This is a genomic window from Neisseria brasiliensis (assembly GCF_009671065.1).
Lineage (GTDB): Bacteria > Pseudomonadota > Gammaproteobacteria > Burkholderiales > Neisseriaceae > Neisseria > Neisseria brasiliensis.
On record NZ_CP046027.1, the window covers coordinates 389,718 to 409,909 of the forward strand.

Below are 20,192 nucleotides of genomic sequence, written 5' to 3' on the forward strand. Positions count from 1 at the left end.
CTTGTTAGGCGAATGTAAGCACTTACATAAAATATAAGGTGCTTGTTTTTTGTGCATTTAATTGAAAGCTTCGCTGATACAGGAGTTTAGTGGATATATGATTATTTTTTGATATGGATATATACAGCTTTTGTGGATAAATAGCTGTAATTGGACATGGTGGATTAAGCTTTGATGGTACTTTGAAGAATTGAGAATTGTACAGAATATATGTACAATAAAAGGTATAAATGATTATTGAGGAGTTCGTTATGAACCATGTTATCAGCTACACTTCTGCTCGAGAAGACTTAGCAAATATCATGACTAGAGTGTGTGAAGACCAAGTCGTAACTCATATTACCCGTAGAAATGGTGGTAACTGTGTTTTAATGTCTGAAGAGGAATACAGTTCAATTATGGAAACACTTTATCTTTTCGGGAATCCGGCCAACGCCTCACGTTTGGAGCAATCCATTGCAGAAGCCGAACAAGGCAAATTTGTAGAGGTTGAGCTGTGAGGGTACACCGTTTCACGGAAAGCGCGGCCGAAGACTTGGCGTATTGGAAAAAGCACGATTTAAAGAAGGTTGAACGCATAAAAGCCCTGTTGGACGACATTAAAGCCAACCACCCAAGAGGAATAGGCAAACCGGAACAACTTCGTCATCAAAAATCAGGTTTATGGTCACGCCGGATAGATCGTGAACACCGGCTGGTTTACTCGGTTGAAGAAAACACAGTTACCGTTTATGCCTGTCGATACCATTATGGCCGCTGAATGGCTAAAAAGCCGTCTGAATAATTTCAGACGGCTTTTTCACTTATATTTTTCCGTATCAATTTTTTCCTGCCAGTTAAATTTTCCCGTGTGATTTTCCTGAGCTTGCGCCGAATCTGCCACCTGAATTTCAGGCTTAGAAACTAGGATACTGTGATTTGTTAATTGATTAACGTTATCAGATTTTTTAATCGGTTTTTCTGTCGCAGAATCTACATTTTGCAATCGGGAACGGATAAACCAGTTTATCGTAGTAAGTCCGGCCTGAATACCGTTTTGCGCCAAAAACTGCTGAATCTGTTTTTGGGAAAAACCATTCTTTTTGAGCAGCAAAATATCATCTTTGAACGGTTCGAGTTTCGATTGACGACCTGATTCAACTTGGCCGGCCATGAAATTTTCAACAGAAATACCCATATCTAAATCCAATCTAGTTTAATCTAGTATATGTCTATTTTACATCTATAAAAATCTAATTTCAATCTAATTTAACTAATTAAAAACCATTTTTTAATCTAATTAAATCTAAATATTTATCTATACTAGATTTATAGATGACTTAATAAAAAACTATTGTTTATCTAGTTTAATCAAATATCAATCTAATATATATCTAACAAAATCTATCTATATCTAATTAGAAAAAACTTCTATATCCCCTCCGCGCGTACCTCCTCCTTCAAAAACGGATATTTCGTAAGAAAGAAGCGAATTTCTGCTAGAACGCAGGATAGGCAACGAGTGCCAAAAACAGGGTGGTTTTACCACCCTGATTCCGCCTAAGAGGCGGAAACGCCGCAGAGCGGCTGGAGGTTTCAAAACAACCATCGGGGGCAGCGGCCGCCGTGTTGTTGGTTGATGTCTAAATTTCAAAGCGCAAAAAGTCCAGACCAAGACGAGTGTCTTTGCACGTCTTCCACCTTTTCCACCACGCCACTAAGGGCGCACCGGACAAAGATGAAAGCCGCACAAAGCCAGTCTGGACTTTTTGCGCTTTGAAATTTTTAACGACATCACAACACGGCGGCCGCTGCCCCCGATGGTTGTTTACTTATGAATGAATGTTTATGAAAGGATGATTTCATGGGACTGGATATGTACGGCTATACCATGCGTGCCGAGTTTGTCGGCGACCGTCAAACTGATGTGAATGTGCGTGATGAAGAACGCGAACAGGCGCAATTAACCGATATTGCCTACTGGCGCAAGTTCAACCATTTGCACGGCTGGATGGAAAAACTGTATCGGGAAAAATTCGGCCGCCAAGACACTTTCAACTGCTGCAATGTGCGATTGGAGCTTGAAGACTTGGCGCGTTTGGAGGCCGATTTAGACGGCGAAAAACTGGAACACACGCCGGGCTTTTTCTTCGGCGATGATGAAATCTACCCTGAAGACATCATCGAAACCAAAGCCTTTATCGAAAAAGCGCGTGCCGCTATTGCCGCAGGGCTGGCCGTGTTCTATGACAGTTGGTGGTAAATCATTATTTCAGACGGCCTTCAGGCCGTCTGCACAAACGGAGAATAAAAAATGAATCCTCAATTTATGCCAAGAGTGCGCTGTTACCGATTCAGCGATACCGCCAGCGAGCAGCCGCCTGAAAATTGCCAAGCGGCGCAACTGATGGAAAAAATCAACGGCGGCGGCCGTCTGAACCGCGAAGAAAAAAACTATCTGACCCGAGCCGTTAAAAACAACGGCTTTTCACGGCGCGGGATTCCCGTGATGGGCTGGATGTTTGATTTTTCGCCTGTGCTGAAACGCTATCTGCTGAACCAATACGGCCAATGGTACGAACTGTGCGCCGCAGATAAAACCGCCTTACGCCATGCGGTTTACGGCCGCATTCATGAAATCGTGGAAATCGGGAGGGCTTGAGATGGGAACGCGTTGCTATATCGGCCGTTTGAAAGCAGACGGCAGCGTGGAGGCTTTTTATGTGCAACTGAACGGTATGCCGTCTGAAACAGGTAAAACCTTGAAGCGCAGTTATCGAACCGCCGCACAGATTGATGCACTGTTTCGGCGCGGCAATATCGACTGGCTGGCGGATACGCCCGAAGAAAGCCCGTTAAACCGCTGGACACCGGGTGAGGTAGAAGGTTTTACCGACCCGAAACACTACCTTGATTCTATGGGCGTGATGATTGCTTTCGTTTATCTGCACGACGGCCATAAATGGCAGGTGTCGAATAATCCGCACGGTAAAAACGCCTCATTCAAAGATTTGCGTTAAGCCTTTCAGACGCCCTTCAGGCCGTCTGCAACCGAAGCAAGGAAACCGAAATGAAATACCGATTTGAATATGATAAAGACGGCTGCCGCCTAATGGTGGCGGAGTTGGATGATGAGCTTGACTGTATCGACTGCACCGATGAAGACCTTGACTGTTTGGGCAAGTATTACCGCGATATGACCGTGATTTTCGACATCGACCTTTACTGCCGCCTGCATCAAATGCTGATGGTAGTAGGGGAAGACCGCAAACAAGTCAAAGTCTGCATGGGCGCAACGATACGGAGTGTCAGCGGCTCGTTTGAATATGCGCTGATGGGGTGCTGTCTGGAAATCTGTTTTTACGGCAACTTTGATGTGGTGGCTCATTGGTTTTGGCAGAACACGAACATTGATTTTCATGTGGCATTGGTATTTCCGCCGAAGTTTTACGCCAACCCTGCAGCGTGGTTTGAACAGGAAATCGAAGAGAAAGGCATCCGCCATGAAAGCTGAAACCGACCGTCTGTTGTCTGAAATTTTAACGCTGCACCCAAAAGAGCAAAGGCATATTTTCATGAGCCTATGGCGACATTCAGACGGCCTGAACGGGAAAATTCCAGATGGGACGGAACTAGAGACAACGGCAATGGCCAACCTTTTACGCTTGAAAAATGTGGCGAGTTTAGACGTGATTTTGCTGGATGTTGCAGAAGAGAAACAATTTTCACCGTGTTTTGATGGTAAATATATTTATGAAATGGATAAATACGGTAAAGAAATTCAGCGTTTAGAGGATGATTTTGAGAAAAAATATATCGGCAGACGCTGGAGAATAGCCGCAGTCTTTGCCTGTTGAGCATACTCATGCCGTCTGAAACGGTTTCAGACGGCATGAATTGGATATTCTGAAGACATAAAATCCGCCCGCCGCAGCCCCGTTACCGCCTCTCAAGGTTCGGCAGAAACGTCCCCACGCCCCCAAGAAAAAAACAGACTTAGGCGATCTCTGCGGCACCTTCGGCAGCCTGCGAAACCCCCACGCCTGTTTTTTTCTTGCCCCCTACGGCGGGCAATGATTCATTTTAATGGATATTTATATTGTTGAAATAAAAATCATTTTATATATATAAATATTTTTAAATTTATGACAAAATAAGTTAAATTACCAAAATAATATTAACGCTATGAGATTTATTCCTATTCCATGCCTGTTTGCAGTGCTGGCTGCCATGTCCCTTAAAGCCTTAGCTGCCGATGAAAACGATGCAGAACTTATCCGCTCCATGCAGCGTCAGCAGCACATAGATGCCGGGCTTGTATCTGATACAGATGTGCGCCTTGAGCAAGAATCGGAAAAGATTGCTTATATCCTGAGCGAAGAGGAAACACCGTGCATTCGGGTTAATCACTTCCGTTTAGATGATGAGACGGAACGCACATTTTCTTTTCTTCCTTCTGCGTTAAGGAAAGAAACGGCTTTTGAGAACGGGATGTGTCTAGGTTCCAATAATTTGGACAAGCTGCAAAAAGCCGCGCAACAAATTTTAATCTCACGCGGCTACCTCACTTCGCAAGCCCTTATCCGGCCGCAAGATATGGCTGGGGGAATTTTGGAATTGCATGTATCGGCTGGTAAAACTGGCAGCATCCGTTATGAAGAAAAACGGGGTAAAGAGCCTGCGCAAGGCAGCATCAGCGCATTCAATAATAAATTTCCTTTATACAAGAACCAGATTCTCAACCTGCGCGATGTAGAGCAGGGTTTGGAAAACCTGCGCCGTTTGCCGAGCGTTGAGGCCGATATTCAGATTATGCCGTCTGAAGAAGAAGAAAAAAGCGATTTGCTGGTCAAATGGACGCAGGATAAACCAGTACGGTTCAGCATCGGTATAGACGATGCTGGTGGCAAGACGACCGGCAAATATCAAGGCAATGCCGCTTTATCTTTTGACAATCCTTTAGGGTTGAGCGACTTGTTTTATCAGGCTGCGCCGTAAAACTTCGCCGTTCACGGCGGAGATATAAGGCGCGGACTGCGTAGCAGTCCTAAAACCGTTGATATTCAGTTAATCAGGCGTTTTCTGCTGTTCAATATACTGCCGAATAATCGTAATCGGCGCACCACCACAGCTACCTGCAAAATAAGACGGCGACCACAACGCACCGCCCCATAATTTTTGTTTGATGCTTGGATAATTTTTCTGTCTAATCATGCGGCTAGATACACCTTTCAAGCTGTTCACCAGTTTTGAAATAGACACTTTGGGCGGATAGTTCACAAGTAAATGAACATGGTCATCTTCGCCGTCAAATTCCACCAGTTGCGCTTCAAAATCGGTGCAGACGCTCTCAAAAATACCGCGCATATCGTCCAAAATTTCTTTTGTGAACACTTTTCGGCGATATTTTGCGACAAATACCAAATGTACATGAAGATTAAAAACAACGTGCCGACCACGTCTTAAATCAGTTTCTTTTTCCATAGACCAAGTGTAAAATTGCTAAAAATTCCATTATCCATGAAATCATGTTAATACTCAAAACATTCAAATTTGAACTGATGCCAAACGGCGAGCAAATCCGCAAAATGAAACAATTTTGCGGTTGTTCGCGTTTCGTATTCAATCGTGCTTTGGCGTATCAAAACGAACAATATCAACAAGATAATTCGTTCAAATTTAGCTACACCAAAATCGCAAATTTGCTGCCTGAATGGAAACGAGAATTAGACTGGCTAAAAGACTGCCACAGCCAAGTTTTGCAGCAAAGTTTGAAAGACTTGGAAAGCGCATTCAAAAACTTCTTTGCCAAACGCGCAGATTTCCCCAAATTCAAACGCAAAGGCGAAAAAGACAGTTTCCGCTTTCCGCAAGGCTGTAAATTGGAGCAGCAAAATAATCGTATCTATTTGCCCAAAATCGGTTGGGTGCGCTATCGCAACAGCCGACACGTTTCAGGCAGCCTGAAAAACGTAACCGTATCGCAAAAATGCGGTAAATGGTTTGTATCTATGCAAACCGAAACCGAGCAGGAAATCGCGCAGCCAAACGGTGGCGAAACTGGGATTGATATGGGTGTTGCCAAATTTGCAACATTGTCCAATGGTCAGTTTTTTGAGCCAATCAACGCATTCAAAACGTTGAAAGGCAAACTAGCAAAACTGCAAAAACAGTTCAAACACAAAACCAAATTCAGCAAAAACTGGCAGAAACTGAAAGCAAAAATCAGCCGTTTGCACCACAAAATCAGCAATATCCGTAAAAACTACCTGCACCAAATCAGCAGCGCAATCAGCCAAAACCACGCGATTGTGTATGTGGAAGATTTGCAGGTGGCGAATATGTCCAAATCCGCTAAAGGCAACGCCGTGCAGCATGGAAAAAACGTTGCTGCCAAATCAAGCTTAAACCGTGCGATTTTAGACCAGTCTTGGTTTGAGTTTCGCCGTCAGTTGGACTATAAGCTGTTGTGGCGCGGTGGGCATTTGGTGGCTGTTCCGCCACAAAATACCAGTCGTTGTTGCCCAGCTTGCGGACATACTGCCAAAGATAACCGTCAAACACAGGCAAACTTTGAATGTGTGCAATGTGGCTATCAAAACAATGCGGATATTGTGGGTGCAATCAATGTGTTAAAGCGCGGTCAAGAGATTTTGGCAGCGCAAAAGTAAAATGAAGTTTCAGGGCAGGACGTGCCCGTAGCGTCTGTGAAGTGAACCGTGCAGTAAGGCGGTCAGCAGCAGAAACCCACCGAAGCGATTTGTGAATGGCTCAATGCCGTTCACAAATCGCCGTAGGAATTCCCTCCCTTCAGGGAGGGAAGGACGTCAAGTTTCCTATGGGCGAGGTTTGGCACACAAAATAGACTTGACTGACTCTTCCGGTGCGGAAGCCGAAAGCGGCTCCAGAAGCTATAGCGTGCATTATTCCCTACCCGTAAAAAAATGGCTGTTTTCCTTTAACCACAACGGCCACCGCTATCACGAAGCGACTGAAGGCTATAGCGTCAATTACGATTACAACGGTAAACAATACCAAAGTAGCCTTGCCGCCGAGCGTATGCTTTGGCGCAACGGCCGCCACAAAACCTCAGCCGGAGTGAAAGTATGGACGCGCCAAACCTATAAATACATTGACGACATCGAAATCGAAGTGCAACGCCGCCGTACTGCAGGTTGGGAAGCAGAGCTGCGCCATAAAGCGTTTTTAGGCCGCTGGCAACTGGACGGCAAGTTATCTTACAAACGGGGTACCGGTATGCGCCAAAGTATGCCCGCACCTGAAGAAAACGGCGGCGGTACTATTCCTGGCACATCCCGCATGAAAATCATTGCCACCAGTTTAGATGCAGCCGCTCCGTTTACCTTAGGCAAACAGCAGTTTTCCTACGAAACCGCTATCCATGCACAATGGAACAAAACGCCTTTGGTTGCCCAAGACAAGTTGTCTATCGGCAGCCGCTACACCGTTCGAGGATTTGACGGTGAACAGAGCCTTTCCGGAGAGCGTGGTTTCTACTGGCAGAACACTTTGGGCTGGCATTTCCATCCGCGCCATCAATTCTATCTCGGCGCGGACTATGGTCGGGTATCGGGCGAAAGTGCCCAATATGCCTCGGGCAAGCGGCTGGCGGGTGCAGTGGCCGGCTTCAGAGGCAGCCATAAAGTAGGCGGTATATTTGCTTATGACTTATTTGCCGGCAAGCCGCTGCACAAGCCCGAAGGTTTTCAGACGGCCAACACCGTTTACGGCTTCAATTTGAATTACAGTTTCTAACCCTCTCCTGCATTTTTTACCGATATTCAGACAGTCTTTCATTATTTACAGGCCGTCTGAAGCGATTACAAACACTGTTTAAAGGGATAAACATGAACAAAGGTCTGCATCGTACCGTTTTCAGTAAAAAGCACAACACCATGGTTGCGGTTGCCGAAACCGCCAACAGTCAAGGCAAAGGCAAACAAGTGGGGAGTTCTGCCCCAGCTTCGCCGATAATTTCAGACGGCCTTTACGGCAAACTCAAAACCACTCTTAAAACCTTGGTCTGCTCTTTGGTTTCCCTGAGCATGGTATTGCCTGCCCACGCCCAAATCACCGCCGACAAATCCGCCCCTAAAAACCAGCAGGCCGTTATTCTTAAAACCAATACCGGTGCGCCGTTGGTCAACATCCAAACTCCTAATGCCCTCGGATTGAGCCACAACCGCTATACCCAGTTTGATGTCGACGCTAAAGGTGCTGTACTGAACAACGATCGCAACAACAACCCGTTTCTGGCCAAAGGCAGTGCGCAGTTGATTTTGAACGAGGTGCGCGGTGCGGCCAGCAAACTCAACGGCATCATTACCGTAGGTGGTCAAAAGGCCGATGTGATTATCGCCAACCCCAACGGCATTACCGTGAACGGCGGCGGCTTTAAAAACGTCGGCCGCGGTATCTTAACCACCGGTACGCCTCAAATCGGCAAAGACGGGGCTTTGACAGGATTCGATGTGCGCCAAGGAAAATTGACCGTCGGTACGTCAGGTTGGAACGACAAAGGCGGAGCCGACTACACCGAAGTGCTTGCCCGTGCAGTAGCTTTGCAGGGGAAATTGCAGGGTAAAAACCTGGCGGTTTCCACCGGTGCGCAGAAAGTGGATTATGCCAGCGGCGAAATCAGTGCAGGTACGGCAGCGGGTACGAAACCTGCCGTCGCCCTCGATACCGCCGCGCTGGGCGGTATGTACGCCGACAGCATTACCCTGATTGCCAATGAAAAAGGCGTGGGCGTCAAAAATGCGGGCACACTCGAAGCGGCCAAGCAATTGATTGTTACTTCCTCCGGCCGTATTGAAAACAGTGGCCGCATCGCCACCACTGCCGACAGCACTGAAGCATCACCGACTTATCTCTCCATCGAAACCACCGAAACAGGCGCAGCAGGCGCATTTATCTCCAATGGCGGCCGGATAGAGAGCAAAGGCTTATTGGTTATTGATACCGGGGAGGACATCGGTTTGCGTAACGGAGCGGTCGTTCAAAACAACGGCAACCGCCCTGCTGCTACGGTATTAAATGCCGGCCGTAATTTGGTTATCGAAAGCAAAGCAAATGTGAACAATGCTAAAGGTTCGACCAATCTGTCGACCGGCGGCCGTACCGTCATCAAGGAGGCCAGTATTCAGACTGGCACTACCGTATACAGTTCCAGCAAAGGCAACGCCGAATTAGGCAATAACACACGCATTACCGGGGCAGATGTTACCGTATTATCCAACGGCACCATCAGCAGTTCCGCCGTAATAGATGCCAAAGACACCGCACACATCGAAGCAGGCAAACCGCTTTCTTTGGAAGCTTCAACAGTTACCTCCGATATCCGCTTAAACGGAGGCAGTATCAAGGGCGGCAAGCAGCTTGCTTTACTGGCAGACGATAACATTACTGCCAACACTACCAATCTGAATACTCCCGGCAATCTGTATGTTCATACAGGTAAAGATCTGAATTTGAATGTTGATAAAGATTTGTCTGCCGCCAGCATCCATTTGAAATCGGATAACGCTGCCCATATTACCGGCACCAGTAAAACCCTCACTGCCTCAAAAGACATGGGTGTGGAGGCAGGCTCGCTGAATGTTACCAATACCAATCTGCGTACCAACTCGGGTAATCTGCACATTCAGGCAGCCAAAGGCAATATTCAGCTTCGCAATACCAAGCTGAACGCAGCCAAGGCTCTCGAAACCACCGCATTGCAGGGCAATATCGTTTCAGACGGCCTTCATGCTGTTTCTGCAGACGGTCATGTATCCTTATTGGCCAACGGTAATGCCGACTTTACCGGTCACAATACCCTGACAGCCAAGGCCGATGTCAATGCAGGATCGGTTGGTAAAGGCCGTCTGAAAGCAGACAATACCAATATCACTTCATCTTCAGGAGATATTACGTTGGTTGCCGGCAACGGTATTCAGCTTGGTGACGGAAAACAACGCAATTCAATCAACGGAAAACACATCAGCATCAAAAACAACGGTGGTAATGCCGACTTAAAAAACCTTAACGTCCATGCCAAAAGCGGGGCATTGAACATTCATTCCGACCGGGCATTGAGCATAGAAAATACCAAGCTGGAGTCTACCCATAATACGCATCTTAATGCACAACACGAGCGGGTAACGCTCAACCAAGTAGATGCCTACGCACACCGTCATCTAAGCATTACCGGCAGCCAGATTTGGCAAAACGACAAACTGCCTTCTGCCAACAAGCTGGTGGCTAACGGTGTATTGGCACTCAATGCGCGCTATTCCCAAATTGCCGACAACACCACGCTGAGAGCGGGTGCAATCAACCTTACTGCCGGTACCGCCCTAGTCAAGCGCGGCAACATCAATTGGAGTACCGTTTCGACCAAAACTTTGGAAGATAATGCCGAATTAAAACCATTGGCCGGACGGCTGAATATTGAAGCAGGTAGCGGCACATTAACCATCGAACCTGCCAACCGCATCAGTGCGCATACCGACCTGAGCATCAAAACAGGCGGAAAATTGCTGTTGTCTGCAAAAGGAGGAAATGCAGGTGCGCCTAGTGCTCAAGTTTCCTCATTGGAAGCAAAAGGCAATATCCGTCTGGTTACAGGAGAAACAGATTTAAGAGGTTCTAAAATTACAGCCGGTAAAAACTTGGTTGTCGCCACCACCAAAGGCAAGTTGAATATCGAAGCCGTAAACAACTCATTCAGCAATTATTTTCCTACACAAAAAGCGGCTGAACTCAACCAAAAATCCAAAGAATTGGAACAGCAGATTGCGCAGTTGAAAAAAAGCTCGCCTAAAAGCAAGCTGATTCCAACCCTGCAAGAAGAACGCGACCGTCTCGCTTTCTATATTCAAGCCATCAACAAGGAAGTTAAAGGTAAAAAACCCAAAGGCAAAGAATACCTGCAAGCCAAGCTTTCTGCACAAAATATTGACTTGATTTCCGCACAAGGCATCGAAATCAGCGGTTCCGATATTACCGCTTCCAAAAAACTGAACCTTCACGCCGCAGGCGTATTGCCAAAGGCAGCAGATTCAGAGGCGGCTGCTATTCTGATTGACGGCATAACCGACCAATATGAAATTGGCAAGCCCACCTACAAGAGTCACTACGACAAAGCTGCTCTGAACAAGCCTTCACGTTTGACCGGACGTACGGGGGTAAGTATTCATGCAGCTGCGGCACTCGATGATGCACGTATTATTATCGGTGCATCCGAAATCAAAGCTCCCTCAGGCAGCATAGACATCAAAGCCCATAGTGATATTGTACTGGAGGCTGGACAAAACGATGCCTATACCTTCTTAAAAACCAAAGGTAAAAGCGGCAAAATCATCAGAAAAACCAAGTTTACCAGCACCCGCGACCACCTGATTATGCCTGCCCCCGTCGAACTGACCGCCAACGGCATCACGCTTCAGGCAGGCGGCAGCATCGAAGCCAACACCACACGCTTCAATGCCCCTGCAGGTAAAGTTACCCTGGTTGCGGGTGAAGAGCTGCAACTGCTGGCAGAAGAAGGCATCCACAAGCACGAGTTGGATGTCCAAAAAAGCCGCCGCTTTATCGGCATCAAGGTAGGCAAGAGCAATTACAGCAAAAACGAACTGAGCGAAACCAAACTGCCCGTACGCGTCATTGCCCAAACCGCGGCCACCCGTTCAGGCTGGGATACCGTACTCGAAGGCACAGAATTCAAAACCACGCTGGCCGGTGCAGACATTCAGGCAGGCGTAGGCGAAAAAGCCCGCGCCGATGCCAAAATCATTCTTAAAGGCATTGTGAACCGTATCCAGTCGGAAGAAAAATTAGAAACCAACTCAACCGTATGGCAGAAACAGGCCGGACGCGGCAGCACTATCGAAACGCTAAAACTGCCCAGCTTCGAAAGCCCTACTCCGCCCAAACTGACCGCTCCCGGCGGCTATATCGTCGACATTCCGAAAGGCAATCTGAAAACCGAAATCGAAAAGCTGGCCAAACAGCCCGAATACGCCTACCTGAAACAGCTTCAGACGGCTAAGAACGTTGATTGGAAGCAAATCAATCTTGCCTACGATAAGTGGGACTATAAAGCCGAAGGTATGACCCCTGCCGCAGCAGCGGTAGTGGTTATCGTTGTTACCGTACTGACTTACGGAGCCATGTCGGGAGCGGCGGCGGCCGGAACGGCAGGAGCCACCGGAGTAGGTGCAGGTGCAGGCGGTGCGGCAGCAGGCACGGCAGCCGGAACCGGGGCTGCAGCAGGCAGTGCGGCGGCGGGTAGTGCGGCGGCAGGCTCTTCGGCAGCAGCCGTCGGCGCGGCCGCAGGCAAAGCTGCATTGGCCAGCCTCGCCAGTCAGGCTGCTGTTGCTTTGATAAACAATAAAGGTAATCTGGAAAACACCCTGAAAGAATTGGGCAAAAGCAGCACGGTCAAACAGATTGCCACCGCAGCCGTTACTGCGGGGGTTCTGCAAGGCATAGGCGGTTTCAATACCGAAGTTGCCAAAGCTGTTTCCGAACAATTCGGCAATCCCGTAGCAGGTAAACTGACCGCCAATCTGATTAATACAACAGCCGCCGCGAGTGTCGGTACTGCTGTCAACGGCGGCAGTTTGAAGGACAATCTCGGTAATGCGGCTTTAGGCGCATTGGTAACAACCGCGCACGGAGAAATCGCCAGCAAAATCAAAGTTAATCTCAGTGAAGACTATGTTGCCCACAAAATCGCCCATGCCGTAGCGGGTTGTGCAGCCGCAGCTGCCGCGAATCAGGGAAAATGCCGTGACGGGGCAATAGGAGCGGCAGTCGGCGAGATGGTTGGCGAAGCGATGTTGGGCGAACGTGATGTGAATACGCTTTCGGCCAACGAGCGGCAGAAAATCATCGGCTACTCGCAAATAATAGCGGGCAGTACTGTGGCATTGGTTAAAGGGGATGTGAATACGGCTGCCAATGCGGCTGCTGTGGCGGTGGAGAACAACTCAACAGCCGCACGCAGGGCAGCTGCCCGCTGGACGGCAAGACAACAGGCAGAGCATGAATATGCTATGCTTCAAATACAGTCGTTGACAAACCAAATCAGAAGGATTGACCCGCAATTTAATGGAATCGCCATGGCAAGAAACCCAGGCTCGCCATGGTCTAATACTGAGGTACAGATTTACCAGCGGTATTATGATAATTTGAGGGCTGCAAGAGGGTTAACGGCTCAGCCAATATACCGAGCAAGGATAGAGAATGGTAATGAGTTTAACCGTATTATGTCTTCCAAATACCCGTATAATGAGCTTTATGTGGTGAACAGAAATTCCCCGTTCGGATATGCCAGAGTGGATTCTTATAATCCAACTACTCGGGAAATTGTATCAAGGAAGTTTACCCAGCTTTCACAAGTTCAGGAAAGTACAGCGATAAGCTATATCCGTGAAGCGGCTAGTAAATATAAGGTTGGTACGCCAATAGCAAATGTTCCAAGTACAAATTCTCTACTGAGAAATCAGACGTTACAAGGAAAGATAATATTGGAAGTTCCTGTGCAAGTAAGGCCAATTCCAACGAGAGTATTGCAAGAAGCGGCAACCCGTAACGTTTTAATACGTGATAATCAAGGAAAGGTATACAATGGAAAATAAAATTTTTTACTGTGAAGAATGGCATTGGGGGTTTTATAGAGGTGCTAAAAATTTACTTACAGAAAAAAATGCGAAAAAAAAGCATGATACCGGTAATTTATATACCGCATTAATAGGTTCTGTAGAAAATCCTGTTTATGTCGTAACTTTGCGTCAAGAAACAAATTTTTTTGCTGTGGATTTTGTAGATAAATATGGAAGGGATTATTTAACTCACCATTTTAAAAAACGTCCCAATTCGGAGAGATATTACCTTTCTATGGCGGTTTGGCGAGAATATATGAGTCTGGATTCTCATGAAATAGCCGAAGGCACGACTTACTTTTTTAATGCCGAAAATGACGAATGCTACGTTTTAAAAGAGGATTTTACGACTAATCAGAGGTATGAAAAAACGGAACATTATTCACAAAAAGATAAAATCATTCTGTTCCCGGAATTTGGGAAATATGATGATATTTTAAACCCAAATATCATTTAAAGCAGAAATAGGCCGTCTGAATATCTATTTTTCAGACGGCCTCAATGCAACTGCCGGCAGCGCCGCGCTGATTAACACCGCCGTTAACGGCGGCAGTCTGAAAGACAATCTGGAAGCGAATATCCTTGCCGCTTTGGTCAATACCGCGCATGGGGAGGCGGCGAGTAAGATTAAAGGACTGGATCAGCACTATGTCGCCCACAAAATCGCTCATGCCGTAGCGGGCTGTGCGGCAGCGGCGGCGAATAAGGGTAAATGTCAGGACGGTGCCATCGGTGCGGCCGTGGGGGAGATTGTCGGGGAGGCTTTGGTTAACGGTAAAAACCCTGCTGCCTTAACGGCCAAAGAGCGCGAACAGATTCTGGCATACAGCAAACTGGTTGCCGGTACGGTAAGCGGTGTGGCGGGCGGCGATGTCGATGCCGCGGCCAATACAGCTAAAGTTGCTGTTGAAAATAATTTATTTGGCGGATCTTATGGAAGCCACAAAGCAAAAAAGAATGAAGAAGAGTTAAAGAAAACGAATCCCAAAGCTTATGAAGAATTAAAACAATATCAAATGCATGTATTTAACGAAGCAGCTGGCATGTTATTCACTCCCTATGGGGGAGCCAACGATTTTTCAAAAGCAGATACCTTAAGTTCAAAAGCATTTGCATTAGCTTCATTTATTCCAGGAGAAAAAATACTTGCAAAAGGTTATAAAGGCGCAAAAGCTTTGTTTGAAAAAGCTGCTAATTTGTACAAAAGAGGAAATTTTGAAGATGCTTACTCCACAATGAAGCAAGGTGTTAGGGAACTTAAAGAAGCTGATGCTCTTTATGCCATTACGCCTGAAGGTGGCCGTGTAAAAATCTCCCAAGATAAAATGCCTGACCATGCCTATGCTTCTCGTGGCAGTACTAGTAAAAATAAAGATCTTTATATTGGTTCTAAGAGTGTAAATCAGGAAAGATTCCATAGGGTAATAAAACCAGCGATTTTAAAACTTGCCGATAAGAATGAATATACAAAAAAGGTTGGTACTAATCCAGATATTAGTATAGAAAAGCAAGCTGTAGCCTGCATGAAACCTAAAATCCATGTGTAAGGTGTGTGCTTCAGCACGCACGCGTTCCATGATTTACGGCTCAATGCCGTCTGAAAAGCTCACAATTTTTCAGACGGCATTTGTTATGCAAGTAAATATTCAGATTCTCTGTATACTGCCCAGACGCGTGCGTGCTGAAGACACTCCCCTACGCTTGCTGCAGAACTTTCGGGTAAAACCGGTGTGAGCATTAGCGCACCGTATGCCAATGAAAACAGCCGCATCCTGCTCAGCACCACGGATATCAGTTCGGAAAACGGCAAAATCAAACTGCAATCCTACGGCGACCAGTTCTATTACGCCGGACAGGGCGAACTCTATACCTTCGACAAACGCAGCTATAAAACCGGCAAATGGCATAACCGCAAACACGTTACCGAAATCAAAGAGCATAAAAACGCCAAAGCCGACCCGGTGAGCCTCAGTGCGTCACAAGGTATTGAAATCGAATCCGGCGGCAATATCGGTGCCTACGCCACCTTGTTTGACGCACCCCGCGGCTCCGTTAAAATCGAAGCCGGACGTGGGCTGGTTCTCTACGCCGTTGAAGATCTCAACTACGACAAACTTGACACCCGTACCAAGCGCAAATTTATCGGCATTACCTAGATGTAGGAAATCATCGCGTTGTTTACACCACAGGTTGAGAAAAATAAGCCTGCAAGACCTCAAACGGCGTATCGCCGTTCAAACTGCGGTGCGGCTTCACAGTGTTATAGAAATTAACAAAGCGGCACAACTCCTTTCGCCGGTGTTCCGGACTGTCAAACAACTGTTTCTCATGCCACATCTCCATCAGGGTGCGGATAACCCGTTCCGCCTTACCGTTGGTTTGCGGACGGGCAACCCGGGTAAACTTTTGACCAATCCCGTTCTCATAACAGGCTACACCGAAAGCATGGTTGGCTGAGCCTTTATATTCCGTACCGTTGTCGGAGTAAACGTACTCAATCAGGTATGGGCAAGGATCAATCAGGAGTTCGGTCAGAAACTTGGCAGCACTGTCTGCGGTTTTGTCCGGCAAAATGGCGGCGTATAGCTCCCTTGAGAAATCGTCAATGGCGACAAACAGGTAATCCCGCTTATCGGTGGCTTTCTGCCCTTTGAGCAGCGGCAGCCGTTTGGTATCGAGATGTACCAGCTCTCCGGGATAGGATTTATTGTAGCGTTTGGCCTGCCTTTTGAGTTTTTCCTGAATGCCGCGTTCTACCTTGGCCAGGCGTTTCATTCCGTACTTTGCCTGTTTGAAACGGTTGTTGGTACTGGTTTGGGGTTTGAGCAATCTGCCTCTTGCGGCTTTAAGTGCGCGGTAAATGGTGACGCGGCTGACTTGGTAGCGGCGTGCCAGGGAGGTGACGCTTTCCTTTTCCTGCGTGTAGGCCAGCCAAATGGCTTGGCGGTGGTGCGGGGTGAGACGGGTGTTTTTGTGCATGTTCATGTTTCAGTATTCTCCTGGAAATACTGTAAACAACGCTACTAGTTTCTACAGCAGCAGCCATCAGAACAGGATGTTTACTCAACCGTGCATAGCGGTATTTGACGTTTTTCACATACGCGCGGGTTTCAGCATAAGGCGGTATGCCCCGGTATTTGTCGACTGCCCCTTCACCGGCGTTGTATCCGGCCAAGACCAAATCCATGTTGCAGCCCGTCGGATGATTTCGGTCAGGGTAACGGTCGCACAAAAAACGCAGATAGCGCGTGCCTGCAATCAGGTTCGGTTCAGGGTGGTACAGATACTTAGGATTAACCCCCATCCGCGCTGCCGTGGGTGGGATAACCTGCATCAATCCGCGTGCGTTTTTGTGTGATAACGCATTTGGATTACCAGAGCTTTCCCGTCCCATTACCGCCCAAATCATATTAGGGTCAAGACGCTGTGCGGCTGCGTGTTTTTCAACCAAGGCCGCATATTGAGGCCAAGTGAGCTTTTCCGCGTGAGCGGCCGATGCAGCCAGCAAAACGAATGCTAAAAGGTATTTTTTCATTAAGCCTCCTGTTCTCCAAAATAAAAAAGCAATATCTAAAGCCTTCTGTAAAGGATTTAAATATTGCTTCTTGTGTCTAATTTGTGCCTAAATGACGATTTATGCGACTGTATCAGACTGTATGTGCAGGCTTCACTACCATTTAAAAACAATTAGTTATGTTTTACATTTCTAACTCATAATCCCTTGGTCGTGGGTTCGAAACCCACCGGACCCACCAAATTAAAAACCGGATATGTCACTTGGCATATCCGGTTTTGCTTTCAGACGGCCTAATGATTGCTGAAAAATTATGCCGTCTGAAAACAAAAAGAGCAGGAAATCCCCTGCTCTTTTTTATTCCTTATAAAAAATTAAAAACTGGTGCTAATCAAATAACCTGTGTAAGCCACATACGAGCCCAGTAAAATCAAGCCTTTCAGACGGCCGATCTGACCTGCGCCACCTTTGCCCAAGCAGAAGACAAACAGCAACACAGTCAAACCCGACATAATGGCGACGTCGCGGGTGAGGATTTCCGGTGCGACTTCCATCGGGTGAATCACGGAAGCCAAGCCGACTACGGATAAGGTGTTGAATAAGTTGGAACCGACCACATTGCCAATGGCGATGTCGTGTTCGCCTTTACGCGCGGCGGCTACTGATGAAGCCAACTCCGGCAATGATGTGCCGATGGCCACCACGGTCAGACCGATAATCAAATCGCTCACACCCATGCTTTGCGCCACGGTCACCGCACCCCACACCAACAGACGCGAGCTGAGTACCAATACCACCAAACCCACAATCAACCAAAACAAGCCTTTTTTCAGCGGCATTTGGCCGCTTTCCAATTCATCCGAAAGGTCTTCGACAATATTATCGGCACCTTTCAGGTTGGTTTTTACCGTCCATCCCATATAGCCGAGCAACACCAGCAGCAATATCGTGCCATCCATCAGGCTCAAATAACCATCAAACAATTGAAACGCGGCTAAAGCGGTAATCACCAGCAATACCGGCATTTCAGTTTTAACGATTTGTTTTTGCACCATAATCGGGCTGATTAAGGCGGTGACACCCAAAATCAGGGCGATGTTGGTGATGTTGGAGCCATAGGCGTTGCCCAAAGCAATGCCGGGGCTGCCGTCTAAGGCCGACATGACGGAGACGACCATTTCCGGCGCGGAAGTACCGAAGCCGACGATGACCATACCGATTAATAATGGCGACATGCCGAAATGGCGGGCGGTAGCAGCCGCACCATCAATAAAGCGGTCGGCGCTCCAGACCAGTAAAACGAGGCCGACGATAATGGCTATGATAGCGTAAAGCATTATTTTCCTTGTATTTGGTGTGTTTTGAAAGGAAGCTATTGTAGCAGCTTTCCTAATCTTTCCAAGACGGCGCTGAGACCTGTTTGATAAATTGATACGCCAAGATGATATTCTGTTTTCAGACGGCATAATATTTCTATTTTCAACTATTTTCTTTGCATTAATTCTTTGCCTTCTAAATTTTTTGATGGTTTCCACCCTATGCCATCTATTCTCGGCACCTTCCGTGCTTAATCCCACAATCTCGGCCTTACCCACTCCAATATGCATAACAGCTTTGCTACAATCAGCCATTATTTTTACATTTCGATACATTTATGAATGCTTCTGCTTCTTGGTCATCCAAATTAGGCTTTATCCTGTCTGCGGCCGGTTCGGCGATTGGCTTGGGCGCGATTTGGAAATTCCCCTACACCGCCGGCACCAACGGTGGTGCCGTATTCTTTTTATTGTTTTTGCTGTTTACCATCTTGGTTGCGCTGCCAGTGCAATTAGCTGAGTTTTACATCGGCCGAACCAGCGGTAAAAACGCGGTCGATGCGTTCAAAACACTCGCCCCCGGTTCGCAGTGGCCGTGGGTTGGCCGCATGGGCGTGGCAGCGTGTTTTGTGTTGCTGTCGTTTTACAGCGTGGTCGGCGGCTGGGTGCTGAATTATGTGGTGCACGCGTTTACCGGCCAAATCCACTCTGAAGCCAACTTTGAAGCCTTATTCGGCGCCACCATCGCCAATCCTGGGAGTGTGTTGCTTTATCAAGGCTTATTTATGTTGATGACGGTTTGGGTGGTTAAAGGCGGAATTTCAAACGGCATTGAAAAAGCCAACCGCTATCTGATGCCAGCTTTGTTTGTGTTGTTTATTGTCTTGGCCATCCGCTCGATGACACTGCCCAATGCCATGCAGGGCGTATCATTTTTGCTGAAGCCCGATTGGTCTTACTTCACGCCGCACACCATGCTGATGGCGCTGGGTCAGGCATTTTTTGCGTTGAGTATCGGCGTATCCACCATGATTACTTACGCATCTTACCTGAGCAAAAAGCAGGATTTGTTCCGCTCGGGCAACAGCATTATGTGGATGAACTTATTGGTGTCGTTGCTGGCTGGTTTGGTAATTTTCCCGGCGGTGTTTGCGTTTGGCTTTGAACCCTCACAAGGCCCGGGCTTAATCTTTATCGTGTTGCCTGCAGTGTTTATGAAAATCCCGTTCGGCACCATCCTCTTTGCCATCTTTATGTTGCTGGTGGTGTTTGCCACCCTCACTTCTGCATTCTCCATGCTGGAAACCGTGATTGCCGCCACCATCCGCCAAGACGAAAGCAAACGCAAAAGCCGCACTTGGCTAATCGGCGCGGCCATTTTTATCGTTGGTATTCCTTCGGCTTTATCGTTTGGCGTATTAGGCGAATTTAAAATATTCGGCAAAACCGTGTTCGATTTGTGGGATTACATGATTTCCGCCATTATTATGCCGATCGGCGCATTGAGTGTAGCCATTTTCACCGGCTGGGTGCGCAACAAACAATCGGTTTTGGCAAATATCAGCGAAGGTAGCTCCGTACCGAAAAACGTGACTCAATTATGGCTTAATACCTTACGCTTCTTAGCGCCGATTGCCATCCTGATCGTTTTCATCAATTCATTGGGTTGGATTTAAATCCGACAAATAATAAGCAGCTAATATTCATACAAAA

Annotated in this window: 16 protein-coding genes and 4 pseudogenes; 15 read left to right on the forward strand and 5 right to left on the reverse strand. The window is 47.3% G+C overall.

Features of this window, described 5'->3' with window-relative positions; all coding sequences use genetic code 11:
• Positions 1-251 precede the first annotated feature (251 nt).
• Together GJV52_RS02095 and GJV52_RS02100 are read left to right on the forward strand one after the other, a co-directional pair.
• Entirely contained in the window at positions 252-500 is a 249-nt protein-coding gene (locus tag GJV52_RS02095) for a type II toxin-antitoxin system Phd/YefM family antitoxin (protein WP_195690059.1), read from the forward strand.
• Positions 497-760, forward strand: coding sequence for a Txe/YoeB family addiction module toxin (locus GJV52_RS02100; RefSeq protein ID WP_095503318.1), 264 nt, complete (start codon positions 497-499; stop codon positions 758-760). Before GJV52_RS02095 ends, GJV52_RS02100 begins: the two co-directional genes overlap by 4 nt.
• Before the next feature lie 39 nt (positions 761-799).
• On the opposite strand, the gene GJV52_RS02105 is transcribed toward GJV52_RS02100, so the two are convergent.
• Positions 800-1,177: a hypothetical protein gene (locus GJV52_RS02105; protein WP_095503317.1), complete on the reverse strand. Its 378-nt coding sequence runs from the start codon at positions 1,175-1,177 to the stop codon at positions 800-802.
• Between the two features lie 666 nt (positions 1,178-1,843).
• Here GJV52_RS02105 and GJV52_RS02110 point away from each other — a divergent pair.
• The 6 genes and pseudogenes from GJV52_RS02110 to GJV52_RS02135 all read left to right on the forward strand — a co-directional run.
• Complete coding sequence (locus tag GJV52_RS02110; RefSeq protein ID WP_100564589.1) at positions 1,844-2,242, forward strand: phosphoglycerate kinase; 399 nt, start codon at positions 1,844-1,846, stop codon at positions 2,240-2,242.
• A 51-nt stretch (positions 2,243-2,293) separates the two neighbouring features.
• The gene (locus tag GJV52_RS02115) at positions 2,294-2,641 is read left to right on the forward strand and encodes a molybdenum ABC transporter ATP-binding protein (RefSeq protein WP_198511426.1); all 348 of its coding nucleotides are present in this window, start codon (positions 2,294-2,296) and stop codon (positions 2,639-2,641) included.
• Position 2,642: 1 nt separating this feature from the next.
• Positions 2,643-2,999, forward strand: coding sequence for a hypothetical protein (locus tag GJV52_RS02120; protein ID WP_095503315.1), 357 nt, complete (start codon positions 2,643-2,645; stop codon positions 2,997-2,999).
• A gap of 50 nt (positions 3,000-3,049) precedes the next feature.
• On the forward strand, positions 3,050-3,493 hold the full coding sequence (locus GJV52_RS02125; RefSeq protein ID WP_095503314.1) for a hypothetical protein: 444 nt from the start codon (positions 3,050-3,052) through the stop codon (positions 3,491-3,493).
• Positions 3,483-3,836 (forward strand): hypothetical protein, encoded by a 354-nt coding sequence (locus tag GJV52_RS02130; RefSeq protein ID WP_095503313.1) that lies wholly within the window; start codon positions 3,483-3,485, stop codon positions 3,834-3,836. Before GJV52_RS02125 ends, GJV52_RS02130 begins: the two co-directional genes overlap by 11 nt.
• A 328-nt stretch (positions 3,837-4,164) precedes the next feature.
• Positions 4,165-4,962, forward strand: a pseudogene (locus tag GJV52_RS02135) (ShlB/FhaC/HecB family hemolysin secretion/activation protein); the annotation flags it as partial.
• 84 nt (positions 4,963-5,046) lie between these two features.
• Here GJV52_RS02135 and tnpA read toward each other — a convergent pair.
• The gene (tnpA, locus tag GJV52_RS02140; protein WP_095503171.1) at positions 5,047-5,463 is read right to left on the reverse strand and encodes an IS200/IS605 family transposase; all 417 of its coding nucleotides are present in this window, start codon (positions 5,461-5,463) and stop codon (positions 5,047-5,049) included.
• A 44-nt stretch (positions 5,464-5,507) separates the two neighbouring features.
• Between tnpA and GJV52_RS02145 the strand changes: the two genes are divergently transcribed.
• From GJV52_RS02145 to GJV52_RS02175, 6 genes and pseudogenes are all read left to right on the forward strand, one after another.
• Positions 5,508-6,650, forward strand: a complete 1,143-nt coding sequence (locus GJV52_RS02145; RefSeq protein WP_095503172.1) for an RNA-guided endonuclease InsQ/TnpB family protein — start codon at positions 5,508-5,510, stop codon at positions 6,648-6,650.
• A 160-nt stretch (positions 6,651-6,810) separates the two neighbouring features.
• Positions 6,811-7,755: pseudogene (locus GJV52_RS02150) on the forward strand (ShlB/FhaC/HecB family hemolysin secretion/activation protein); the annotation flags it as partial.
• 92 nt (positions 7,756-7,847) lie between these two features.
• Positions 7,848-13,625 carry a two-partner secretion domain-containing protein gene (locus tag GJV52_RS02155; RefSeq protein WP_100564516.1) on the forward strand — a complete coding sequence of 1,926 codons (5,778 nt, stop codon included), beginning with the start codon at positions 7,848-7,850 and terminating at the stop codon, positions 13,623-13,625.
• Complete coding sequence (locus GJV52_RS13070; protein WP_195690060.1) at positions 13,615-14,106, forward strand: hypothetical protein; 492 nt, start codon at positions 13,615-13,617, stop codon at positions 14,104-14,106. The genes GJV52_RS02155 and GJV52_RS13070 overlap by 11 nt, the downstream gene beginning before the upstream one ends.
• Before the next feature lie 46 nt (positions 14,107-14,152).
• Positions 14,153-14,569, forward strand: a pseudogene (locus GJV52_RS02165) (DUF637 domain-containing protein); the annotation flags it as partial.
• An 810-nt stretch (positions 14,570-15,379) separates the two neighbouring features.
• Positions 15,380-15,802 (forward strand): annotated as a pseudogene (locus tag GJV52_RS02175) (DUF637 domain-containing protein); the annotation flags it as partial.
• A gap of 25 nt (positions 15,803-15,827) precedes the next feature.
• Here the strand turns inward: GJV52_RS02175 and GJV52_RS02180 are convergent.
• The 3 genes from GJV52_RS02180 to GJV52_RS02190 form a co-directional block, all read right to left on the reverse strand.
• Positions 15,828-16,586, reverse strand: coding sequence for an integrase core domain-containing protein (locus GJV52_RS02180; RefSeq protein WP_229439500.1), 759 nt, complete (start codon positions 16,584-16,586; stop codon positions 15,828-15,830).
• Positions 16,495-17,184, reverse strand: coding sequence for a lytic transglycosylase domain-containing protein (locus GJV52_RS02185; RefSeq protein ID WP_229439473.1), 690 nt, complete (start codon positions 17,182-17,184; stop codon positions 16,495-16,497). The genes GJV52_RS02180 and GJV52_RS02185 overlap by 92 nt, the downstream gene beginning before the upstream one ends.
• A 353-nt stretch (positions 17,185-17,537) precedes the next feature.
• Positions 17,538-18,500 (reverse strand): calcium/sodium antiporter, encoded by a 963-nt coding sequence (locus GJV52_RS02190; protein WP_095501851.1) that lies wholly within the window; start codon positions 18,498-18,500, stop codon positions 17,538-17,540.
• A 317-nt stretch (positions 18,501-18,817) separates the two neighbouring features.
• Here GJV52_RS02190 and GJV52_RS02195 point away from each other — a divergent pair, with 317 nt between their 5' ends.
• Positions 18,818-20,155, forward strand: a complete 1,338-nt coding sequence (locus GJV52_RS02195; protein WP_095501850.1) for a sodium-dependent transporter — start codon at positions 18,818-18,820, stop codon at positions 20,153-20,155.
• Positions 20,156-20,192: the final 37 nt, after the last annotated feature.